Annotated in this window: 9 protein-coding genes and 1 pseudogene; 8 read left to right on the top strand and 2 right to left on the bottom strand. The window is 39.3% G+C overall.

What is annotated here, in order from left to right; all coding sequences use genetic code 11:
* From rpoB to QZ620_RS11540, 4 genes and pseudogenes are all read left to right on the top strand, one after another.
* A pseudogene (gene rpoB / locus QZ620_RS11555) lies at positions 1–812 on the top strand (DNA-directed RNA polymerase subunit beta); the annotation flags it as partial.
* A 72-nt stretch (positions 813–884) separates the two neighbouring features.
* Positions 885–5186, top strand: coding sequence for a DNA-directed RNA polymerase subunit beta' (gene rpoC, locus QZ620_RS11550; RefSeq protein ID WP_295181774.1), 4302 nt, complete (start codon positions 885–887; stop codon positions 5184–5186).
* An 84-nt stretch (positions 5187–5270) separates the two neighbouring features.
* The gene (locus QZ620_RS11545) at positions 5271–5711 is read left to right on the top strand and encodes a DinB family protein (protein WP_295181772.1); all 441 of its coding nucleotides are present in this window, start codon (positions 5271–5273) and stop codon (positions 5709–5711) included.
* A 37-nt stretch (positions 5712–5748) separates the two neighbouring features.
* Positions 5749–6069, top strand: a complete 321-nt coding sequence (locus QZ620_RS11540; RefSeq protein ID WP_295181769.1) for a DUF3467 domain-containing protein — start codon at positions 5749–5751, stop codon at positions 6067–6069.
* Between the two features lie 69 nt (positions 6070–6138).
* Here QZ620_RS11540 and QZ620_RS11535 read toward each other — a convergent pair whose 3' ends face one another.
* Both QZ620_RS11535 and QZ620_RS11530 read right to left on the bottom strand, forming a co-directional pair.
* Entirely contained in the window at positions 6139–7506 is a 1368-nt protein-coding gene (locus QZ620_RS11535; protein WP_295181766.1) for a sodium:alanine symporter family protein, read from the bottom strand.
* 89 nt (positions 7507–7595) lie between these two features.
* Complete coding sequence (locus QZ620_RS11530; protein ID WP_295181764.1) at positions 7596–9185, bottom strand: peptide chain release factor 3; 1590 nt, start codon at positions 9183–9185, stop codon at positions 7596–7598.
* Positions 9186–9500: 315 nt separating this feature from the next.
* Between QZ620_RS11530 and idi the strand changes: the two genes are divergently transcribed.
* From idi to QZ620_RS11510, 4 genes are all read left to right on the top strand, one after another.
* Positions 9501–10019, top strand: a complete 519-nt coding sequence (gene idi, locus QZ620_RS11525; RefSeq protein ID WP_295181762.1) for an isopentenyl-diphosphate Delta-isomerase — start codon at positions 9501–9503, stop codon at positions 10017–10019.
* Complete coding sequence (locus QZ620_RS11520; protein ID WP_295181760.1) at positions 10016–10426, top strand: 6-carboxytetrahydropterin synthase; 411 nt, start codon at positions 10016–10018, stop codon at positions 10424–10426. The genes idi and QZ620_RS11520 overlap by 4 nt, the downstream gene beginning before the upstream one ends.
* Positions 10426–10878: a peroxiredoxin gene (locus QZ620_RS11515; protein WP_295181758.1), complete on the top strand. Its 453-nt coding sequence runs from the start codon at positions 10426–10428 to the stop codon at positions 10876–10878. The genes QZ620_RS11520 and QZ620_RS11515 overlap by 1 nt, the downstream gene beginning before the upstream one ends.
* Positions 10879–10941: 63 nt before the next feature.
* Positions 10942–11208: a hypothetical protein gene (locus tag QZ620_RS11510; RefSeq protein WP_141877100.1), complete on the top strand. Its 267-nt coding sequence runs from the start codon at positions 10942–10944 to the stop codon at positions 11206–11208.
* Positions 11209–11269 lie beyond the last annotated feature (61 nt).

The following is an 11269-nucleotide window of genomic DNA, read 5'->3' as shown; positions in this document are numbered from 1 at the left end:
ATAAAATCAAGGAAAACGATCTTCAGGGTAACCTTAGAAGAGAGAAATTCACCATATCTGTTGGAGATGAACTTCCATCAGGAATTCTTAAACTAGCTAAAGTTTATATCGCTAAGAAGCGTAAACTTAAAGTAGGGGATAAGATGGCAGGACGTCACGGTAACAAAGGTATTGTTGCAAGAATCGTTCGTCAGGAAGATATGCCATTCCTTGAGGACGGAACACCAGTAGACATCGTGTTGAACCCACTTGGGGTACCATCGCGTATGAATATTGGACAGATCTACGAAACAGTTCTTGGATGGGCTGGACAGAAGAACGGGAAGAAGTACGCAACACCAATTTTTGATGGTGCTACTATCGACGAGATCAACGATCTAACGGATAAAGCTGGAATACCTAGATACGGTCATACTTATCTATATGATGGTGGAACCGGGGAAAGATTTGACCAGCGTGCAACTGTTGGTGTGATCTACATGCTTAAACTTGGTCATATGATCGATGATAAAATGCATGCTCGTTCTATTGGACCATACTCACTTATTACTCAGCAACCGCTTGGTGGTAAGGCACAATTTGGTGGTCAGAGATTTGGAGAGATGGAGGTTTGGGCTCTTGAAGCTTACGGAGCATCTAGTACTCTAAGAGAAATTCTAACAGTGAAGTCTGATGACGTTATTGGTAGAGCTAAGACTTACGAGGCTATTGTGAAGGGTGAGCCAATGCCGGAACCAGGATTGCCGGAATCTTTCAACGTACTTATGCACGAATTGAAAGGTCTAGGTTTGGATATTAAACTTGAAGAATAACATTCTGTTTTTACCGGGACGTTTCGGCGTCCCGTTTAAACTGAATATTCACAATAATTAGCAGCAGTTATTATGGCTAGAAATAATGATAAAAATACAGTACAGAGGTTTAACCAGATCTCTATAGGTTTAGCTTCTCCAGAGTCCATCCTTGCGGAATCTCGTGGTGAAGTTCTTAAGCCTGAAACGATCAATTACCGTACGCACAAACCAGAGCGTGACGGTTTGTTCTGTGAGCGTATTTTTGGTCCTGTAAAGGATTATGAGTGTGCCTGTGGAAAATACAAAAGAATCCGATACAAAGGAATCGTTTGTGACCGTTGTGGTGTGGAAGTTACAGAGAAAAAGGTTCGTAGAGATCGTGTAGGTCACATCAACCTTGTAGTACCTGTAGCACATATCTGGTATTTCCGTTCTTTACCTAACAAAATTGGTTATTTGCTAGGTCTGCCGTCTAAAAAACTTGACATGATCATCTACTACGAAAGATATGTAGTGATCCAGGCAGGTAATGCGACAGATGAAGAAGGGAAAGCGCTACAAAAAATGGACTTCCTTACTGAAGAAGAATATCTAAATATTTTAGATGAACTTCCTCAGGAGAATCAATACCTGGACGATAGCGATCCAAATAAATTTATCGCTAAGATGGGAGCTGAATGTCTAATCGAGATCCTTAAGAGAATCGATCTTGATGAGCTTTCATATGAACTAAGACACAAAGCGAACAACGAAACTTCGAAGCAACGTAAAACTGAAGCACTTAAACGTCTTCAGGTTGTGGAAGCTTTCCGTGATGCGAATAAAAACAGAGAGAACAATCCAGAGTGGATGATCATGAAAGTTGTGCCGGTAATCCCGCCAGAACTTAGACCTTTGGTGCCTCTTGATGGTGGTCGTTTCGCGACTTCAGATTTAAATGATCTTTACCGTCGTGTGATTATTCGTAATAATCGTTTAAAAAGATTAATGGAGATCAAAGCTCCTGAAGTGATCTTACGTAATGAAAAACGTATGCTTCAGGAATCTGTAGATTCCTTATTCGATAATACAAGAAAATCTTCAGCAGTAAAAACTGACTCTAACCGTCCTCTTAAATCACTTTCAGATTCATTGAAAGGTAAGCAAGGTCGTTTCCGTCAGAACTTACTTGGTAAGCGTGTGGATTATTCAGCACGTTCTGTAATCGTTGTAGGACCAGAACTTAAAATGTTTGAGTGTGGTCTTCCGAAGAATATGGCAGCCGAGCTTTACAAGCCTTTTATTATCAGAAAACTGATAGAAAGAGGAATTGTAAAAACAGTGAAGTCTGCGAAGAAGATCATAGACAAAAAAGAACCTGTAGTTTGGGACATTCTGGAAAATGTGCTTAAAGGGCATCCGGTACTATTAAACCGTGCTCCTACGCTTCACCGTCTGGGAATCCAGGCATTCCAGCCTAAACTTATTGAAGGTAAGGCAATTCAGCTTCACCCACTTGCATGTACTGCATTCAACGCCGATTTCGATGGTGACCAGATGGCAGTTCATTTACCACTTGGGCCAGAGGCTATTTTGGAAGCACAGTTATTAATGCTGGCTTCTCATAATATTTTGAACCCTGCAAACGGTTCTCCAATTACAGTACCTTCTCAGGATATGGTCTTGGGTCTTTACTATATGACCAAACATAAGATTGGTACAAAAGAGGAGCCGGTAAAAGGTGAAGGACTTACATTCTATTCTGCGGAAGAGCTAGTTATTGCTTACAACCAGAAGCGCGTGGATCTTAATGCAGGTATTAAGATTAGAACTAAAGATTTCAACGAAGAGGGTGAATTGGTTTATATGATCAAGGATACCACCGTTGGTAGAGTATTATTTAATGAAGCTGTTCCTGAAAAGGCCGGTTACATCAATGAAGTACTTACTAAGAAATCACTTCGTGAGATCATTGGTAATATTTTAAGAATTACTAGTGTTCCTGAAACCTCAGAATTCCTTGATGAGATTAAAGGTCTTGGATATGGATTCGCTTTCCGTGGTGGACTTTCCTTCAGTTTAGGTGATATTATTATCCCTGAAGAGAAGCAATCCATGATCGATGAAGCTAACGAACAGGTTGAAGGTATTATAGGAAACTATAACATGGGTCTTATTACCAACAACGAACGTTATAATCAGGTAATTGATATCTGGACTTCTACGAACGCAGGTCTTACAGATCTTGCAATGAAACGTATCCGTGAAGATAAGCAAGGGTTCAACTCTGTGTATATGATGCTTGATTCTGGTGCGCGTGGTTCGAAGGAACAGATTCGTCAGTTAACAGGTATGCGTGGATTGATGGCTAAACCTAAGAAATCCAACTCTGGTGGTGGTGAGATTATTGAAAACCCAATTCTTTCTAACTTTAAAGAAGGTCTTTCAATTCTTGAATACTTTATCTCTACCCACGGTGCGCGTAAAGGTCTTGCTGATACCGCTCTTAAAACTGCGGATGCTGGTTACCTAACCCGTCGTCTGGTAGATGTTTCACAGGATGTAATTGTTAATGAAGATGATTGCGGAACTTTAAGAGGTGTAGAAGTTAAGCCACTTAAGAAGAATGAGGAGATCGTTGAATCATTAGGAGAGAGAATCCTTGGACGTATTTCTCTGCATGATGTAGTAAATCCTTCAACAGAAGAACTTATAGTTGGAACGAACGAGGAGATTACTGAAGAAATTGTAGCTAAGATCGAAGCTGCGCCAATCGAGAGTGTAGAAGTACGTTCACCACTTACCTGTGAGGCGAAGAAAGGAATCTGTATCAAGTGTTACGGTAGAAACCTTGCAACCAACAAGATCGTACAAACAGGTGAAGCTGTTGGTGTTGTTGCTGCACAATCTATTGGAGAACCTGGTACACAGCTTACACTACGTACCTTCCACGTTGGAGGTATTGCAGGTAACATTTCTGAAGATAATAAACTAGAAGCGAGATTTGATGGTATTGCAGAGATCGAAGATCTAAAAGTTGTTAAAGGTGAAGCCCCTGATGGTGGAACTGCAGACATCGTGATCTCTCGTACTGCTGAACTTAAGATCAAGGATAAGAAGACAGGGGTTGTATTGAGTAATAACAACATCCCTTACGGTTCTCAGATCAATATCGAGAATGGAGCCAAGGTTACTAAAGGTGATGTCATCTGTACCTGGGATCCCTATAATGGTGTGATTATTTCTGAATTTGCAGGTAAGATCAAATACGAAAATATTGACCAGGGTGTTACTTACCAGGTTGAGATCGATGAGCAGACAGGATTCCAGGAGAAAGTGATCTCTGAATCCAGAAACAAGAAGTTGATCCCAACACTACATATCTTAGGGAAGAAGGATGAAGTGATTCGTTCTTACAACCTACCGGTAGGAGCTCACCTTATGGTGGACAATGCTGAAAAGATTGGTGTAGGTAAGATTTTGGTTAAGATTCCACGTAAGTCATCTAAAGCAGGTGATATTACAGGGGGTCTTCCAAGAGTAACTGAGCTTTTCGAAGCTCGTAACCCTTCCAATCCAGCGGTAGTATCTGAGATTGATGGTGTTGTTTCCTTCGGAAAGATTAAGAGAGGTAATCGGGAGATCATTGTAGAATCTAAACTGGGAGAGGTTAAGAAATATTTGGTTAAACTATCTAACCAGATCCTTGTACAGGAAAATGACTACGTGAGAGCAGGAATGCCATTATCTGATGGATCTATTACTCCTGAAGATATCTTGAATATCAAAGGACCAAATGCGGTACAACAGTATCTTGTAAACGAAGTTCAGGAAGTTTACCGACTACAGGGTGTAAAGATTAACGATAAGCACTTTGAAGTTGTTGTAAGACAAATGATGCGTAAAGTAAGAATTGTTGATCCAGGTGATACGATCTTCCTTGAGAATCAACTAGTACATAAAGCTGATTTCATTGACGAAAACAATAAGTTATTCGGAATGAAAGTAGTTGAAGACGCTGGTGATTCAGAAAGATTGAAAGCTGGACAGATCATTACTCCACGAGATCTAAGGGATGAGAATTCAATTCTTAGAAGAGAGGATAAGAATCTTGCAAGTGCAAGAGACGTGATCACTGCAACTGCTAATCCAGTACTTCAGGGTATAACGAGAGCATCGCTACAGACTAAGTCATTCATCTCGGCTGCTTCCTTCCAGGAAACAACTAAAGTGTTGAACGAAGCTGCAGTTAATGGTAAGATCGACAAACTTGAAGGATTGAAGGAAAATGTAATTGTTGGACATAGAATTCCAGCAGGTACAGGTATGAGAAAGTACGATAGTATTATCGTTGGTTCTAAGGAGGAATTTGACGAAATGCTTGAGAAGAAACAGGAAGTTAATTATAACTAATTCCCTGATAAGTTTATCTTAAAAGGCTCCGCTCACCGCGGAGCCTTTTTTATTTATACTCATCTTTGCAGCATGAAGAAATTTATGAAAGAGATACTGCAGTATTCTCATGATACGAACCTTGAAATCATTTCAAAATTCAACGATGGAGATCTGCATTATGTGATCGCAGAAAGTTCCAAAAAACTTATATCCCATATTTTAAATTCCCAGACCATATGGAATAATAGAATCAATGGTGGTGAAGTGATCGATGTCTGGAAAGTATGGGAACCTGAGAAATTGAAAGAGATCGAAGAGCGTAATTATCAGATTGCTCTAAAAATTCTGGAAGAGAGAGAACTGGATGAAATTATTTCATTTTCAGACACTAAAAATGAATCCCATCAAAATTCAATCAGTGATATTATATTCCTCGTGGTGAATCGCGCTACTTATTATCGTGGGCAGATTGCAGCTGAATTCAGGGAAAAGAAGATAGAGCCTGTAAGTGGCGATTTTGTTAACTACAAGCGAAAAGCCTAAGCAATATTTTATATCTTATGAGCTTAAAAATTAAATTATGAGTGACGACAATAAAAAGAATCTGGATAAAGGTAAGATCAATATAGAATTAGATGAAGCGGTTGCAGAAGGAACATATTCCAATCTCGCTATTATCAATCATTCAGTATCTGAATTTGTAGTTGATTTTGTGAATATCATGCCGGGAAGACCTAAGAGCAAAGTGAAATCGAGGATCATCCTGACTCCGCAGCATGCTAAGCGTTTATTGAAAGCTCTGGGGGATAATATCCAGCGCTTTGAGAAAGCTCATGGAGAGATCAAGGATTACGATAAAGCACCGGTGCCTTTAAATTTTGGACCAACTGGCCAGGCTTAAATTTAGTACAAATAGTTCAGTATAAAGATTTCTACGGTATGGTTCAATCTCCAGACTTTGGAAATCTTTTTATTTATACTTCGCAAAATATATTTTTGCATCTTTCATAACACGTGGAGCCATAATTAGAGTAGCAATCATTGTAGGAATCGCCATTAATGCGAAAAACCCATCAATAAGATTCAGAATAAAGCTTAAAGATGTGGTGGCTCCTACGAGAATGCTAAGAACATAGACGTAATTGTAATACTTCTTATTTTCAGCACCAGCCAGGAATGATAAACATTTTGTTCCGTAGTAGGAATAGGAGAATAGCGAGGATACGCTAAAAGCTAGTATACAAAGCAGCAATAGATAATTTCCAACATATGGTATTGCTTCGTCAAAAGCGGCCGCTGTCAGGCTTACTCCGTTGACATCTTCAGTTTGCCAGACGCCAGTGACCAGAATAGCCATTGCCGTTAGCGTACAAACAACCAGTGTGTCTATTGCCGGTCCCAGCATAGCTATAAGACCTTCACGAACAGGTTCAGATGTTTTACTGGCCCCATGCGCCATCGTAGCAGTTCCAATTCCAGCTTCATTGGAAAATGCACCTCTACGTATCCCAAGTAGGATCAAGCCTCCCAGGACGCCTCCTAGCAAAGGATCCCCTTTATAATTTTCCGCAGCAAAAGCATCGGTAAAGATCATACTAAAGTAGCTGAGTACCACATCATAATGCACGAACAGTATGGCAACCACAGACACAAAATATAGGAGCACCATTGCTGGCACCAGTTTTGAAACCGTTTTGCTAATACGATCCAGTCCGCCAATGATGACAATGGTGGTGATTATAGTCAGCATAATTCCTATTACCAGACTTGTTCCAAAGCCTGTTTGCACCCCATTAGGCTCGAGCAGAATATAATTAATAGCCTGAGTTAACTGATTTACATTAAAAACTGGCAGTGCACCTACCAGACCAGCGACCGCAAAAAAGGCAGCCATTGGTTTCCATTTCTTACCGAGCCCTTCAACGATAAAATACATCACACCTCCCTGAATCTTTCCTTCGGAATCTTTTCCACGATACATAACCGCAAGGGTATTGGTGAAAAACTTCGTAGCCATACCAACGATCGCACTTATCCACAACCAGAAAATAGCGCCTGGACCACCAACAGCAATGGCAACGGCAACACCGGCAATGTTTCCCATTCCAACGGTCGAAGAAAGTGCTGTGGATAGAGCCTGAAAATGGTTAATATCGCCTGGGTCATCAGGGTTGTTATATTTCCCACGAAGTACTTCTACAGAATGCCCTAAATAGCGAAAAGGTAAAAAACGTGAATAGACCAGGAGATAGATTCCGCCACCAATTAACAAAATTACAAGTGGTATTCCCCAAACGAGGGAAGCGAAATCTGCAATGAACTTATCTATCTGGGACATAGTAAAGATTTGTCCCGAAAATAGTGAATTTTATAAGTCTATTTTCAGGATATTTTTAGTTTCTACGATTATCAAAATTTCTAGTAATTCTAAAATTCAGATGTACTATGGAATTTGATAGAAGGGTATTTTTGCTGAGTCATCTGGAGTGAAAACTGCGAATCTGCGAGAAACACTAATTGTCCGGATTTGTCTTTCGCAAGGTATTTTGCTTTCACACGCTTAAATTCCTTAAATTCTTCAGACTTCTCATTTTCTGCTTCAACCCAGGTTGCTTTATGTACATTGAGATTTTCATAGGTACACTTAGCCCCGTATTCATGTTTCAGTCTGTATTGAATAACCTCGAACTGTAACGCACCAACCGTTCCAATCACCTTCCTGCCATTAAGTTCCAGGATAAACAACTGCGCAACACCTTCATCCATCAACTGGTCGATTCCTTTTTCCAATTGTTTGGATTTCATAGGATCTGCATTATTGATATATCTAAAGTGTTCTGGTGAAAAGCTAGGAATACCTTTGTACATGAGGTTCTCACCTTCAGTCAATGTATCACCAATCTTAAAACTACCGGTATCGTGAAGACCTACAATGTCCCCAGGGTAGGAAGTGTCTACAATTTCTTTCTTTTCAGCAAAGAATGCATTTGGAGAAGAAAACTTCATGTTCTTATTATTCCGAACATGTAGGTAATTTTTATTTCGTTCGAACTTACCGGATACTATCTTTATGAACGCTAATCGATCCCGGTGTTTGGGATCCATATTTGCGTGAATTTTAAATACAAAACCTGTAAACTTTTCTTCTTCCGGTCTTACAATTCGGGTATCACTTTCTTTTGGGCGGGGAGATGGTGCTATTTTGATAAAACAGTCCAGTAGTTCGCGTACACCGAAGTTATTCAGAGCAGATCCAAAAAATACGGGTTGCAATTTACCATCCAGGTAATCCTGCCTGTCAAAGTCTGGGTAAACTCCTTGAGCTAATTCCAGCTCTTCACGTAAGTTATTAGCAGCTTTATCACCAATTAATTGATCAAGTTCCTCATTCTGCAGGTCATCAATCTCTATAGTTTCTTCAATATCTCTTCTAGAATCCCCGGTGAATAAGTTTACATTTTTTTCCCAGATATTATAGATTCCCTTAAAGTCGTAACCCATCCCGATTGGAAAACTAAGCGGAGTTACTTTTAGATTCAATTTTTGTTCAATTTCATCCAGGAGTTCAAAAGCATCTTTTCCTTCACGATCCATTTTATTGATAAAAACGATCATGGGAATATTCCGCATACGGCAAACTTCCACAAGTTTTTCAGTTTGCTCTTCTACACCTTTGGCAACATCGATCACAACGATCACACTATCTACAGCAGTTAGTGTTCGAAAAGTATCTTCAGCAAAATCCTTATGCCCGGGAGTATCCAGAATATTGATCTTGATATCTCTGTATTCGAAAGCTAGTACTGATGTTGCTACCGAGATCCCACGTTGACGTTCGATCTCCATAAAGTCACTGGTAGCTCCTTTTTTGATCTTGTTAGATTTCACGGCTCCAGCTTCCTGGATGGCTCCTCCAAACAAAAGTAGTTTTTCAGTTAAGGTAGTTTTACCGGCATCTGGGTGAGATATGATCCCGAATGTTCTTCTTTTATTGATCTCTTTCTGGTACTGCTTCATAACGGATATTTGCAGCTGCAAAAGTAAGATTATTTTAAGGATTTATGGATGTGTCTTTTACTTTCAATGATAGTATAAATAGAAGTTTAATGAAATGAAAAAGGAGTCTCCCAAACACTCCATTTTTTTCATAGCGATCGTTTCCCCAACAATTCGCAAAGATATATACGTAAACACGGGATTGATGGTTTTGGAAGATCTGATTGAAATAAAGTTTAGACTGGCTGTATTCTTCGGAAAACTTTAGGAATTGCTTAATCGGCATCCTTATGAAACAAAACCCTGATTTTGTACATTTGAGCTTCAAATTTAATAATGGCGCAGGAAAAGGTAATATTAGTTAACGAAAATGATGAGCAAATAGGGCTGATGGAGAAGATCGAAGCCCACGAAAAAGCATTGCTTCACAGAGCTTTTTCAGTATTTGTTTTTAATGATAAGAATGAATTGATGATTCAACAAAGAGCTTTGTCGAAATATCATTCACCTGGTCTCTGGACAAATACCTGTTGTAGTCACCAGCGTGAGGGGGAATCCAATATTGAAGCTGGAAAGCGTAGATTGCAGGAAGAGATGGGTTTCTCAACAGAACTTAAAGACACCATTTCTTTTATTTACAAAGCGCCATTTGATAATGGTCTAACGGAGCATGAATTCGACCATATTCTTGTAGGATATTTTGAAGGTGAACCAGATCTAAATCCATATGAGGTAGCAGAGTGGAAGTGGATGTCTCTGGAAGCTATAGAAAAGGATATGCAAGCGAACCCTTCTATTTATACCGAGTGGTTTAAGATCATTTTTGATAAATATTATTCACACATTCAGCAATGAGAGTAACCGTTCACAGAAAAGCTCATTTTAATGCAGCCCATAGATTGTATAGAAAAGACTGGGATGATACCAGGAATCTCGAGGTTTTTGGGAAATGCAGTAATCCAAATTATCATGGTCATAATTATGAGTTGATTGTTTCTGTGACTGGTAATATCGATCCGGAAACTGGTTTTGTGATGGATTTAAAAATCCTGAAGGATCTTATTAGAACTGAGGTTGAAGATCAATTTGATCATAAGAATCTGAATATTGAAGTGGCTGAGTTTAGAAATCTCAATCCCACTGCTGAGAATATTTCGGTAGTCATATGGAATAAACTTAGGAAACAAATTCAAGAAGCTAATGACCTCGAAGTTACGCTGTATGAGACTCCGCGTAATTATGTTACTTATAAAGGAGAATAATGAAAAAGGGAGATTTAGTACCAGATCTTAAGTTGAAGGATCAGAATCGAAAGGAATTTAACTTTAGAGATCTTATAGGTGAAAAAGCTTTCGTGGTATATTTCTATCCTAAAGATTTTACTCCAGGATGTACCAAGGAAGCCTGCATCTTTCGGGATAGTTATCAGGAATTTCAGGATCTCGGTGCTGAGGTTATCGGCATTAGTGCAGATACTACTGCCTCTCATGCGAAATTCAGTGAAAAATATGATTTGCCATACATTTTCCTTTCTGATAGAGACAAACATGCAAGAAACGCATTCAATGTGAAAGCCAGTCTTTTAGGGCTTCTTCCTGGACGAGAAACCTTTGTTTTTGGTAAGGATGGCAAATTACTGCACAGGTTTAATAGCATGAGCGCTTCGAGACATATGCCTGAAGCACTCGATATCTTGAAAAAATATCAGAATTAAATTTTGATAAAATCATTTTCATTTCGAAAAATAGTTTAAATTCGCAGCCGAAATTAAATGATAATGGCTAGTAAAAGACTGCTTAAGAAAAACGTGAATTATGTAATGGGAGACATCATCGATGCTGCCTATATTCACCAAATGGCTAACCCGAAGAAAGACGACAATAAGTCTGAAGCTATCGTGGACGAAGCTATTAGCGATTACGATGAATTGATCAGAGAGATCAATCGACGTGACGTTGAAAATAAACAGAAACACTTTAGAGATATCGAAAAGGATCTTGAGAAAAAGGCGAAAGACCTTGTCGAGAAACTGAATGCACTTTAATAAGTTGCCGATGTAGCTCAGCTGGCTAGAGCAGCTGATTTGTAATCAGCAGGTCGTGGGT

The organism is uncultured Christiangramia sp. (assembly GCF_913046405.1).
GTDB classification, from domain to species: Bacteria; Bacteroidota; Bacteroidia; order Flavobacteriales; family Flavobacteriaceae; genus Christiangramia; species Christiangramia marina.
This window is presented reverse-complemented; position numbering and strand designations above follow the sequence as displayed.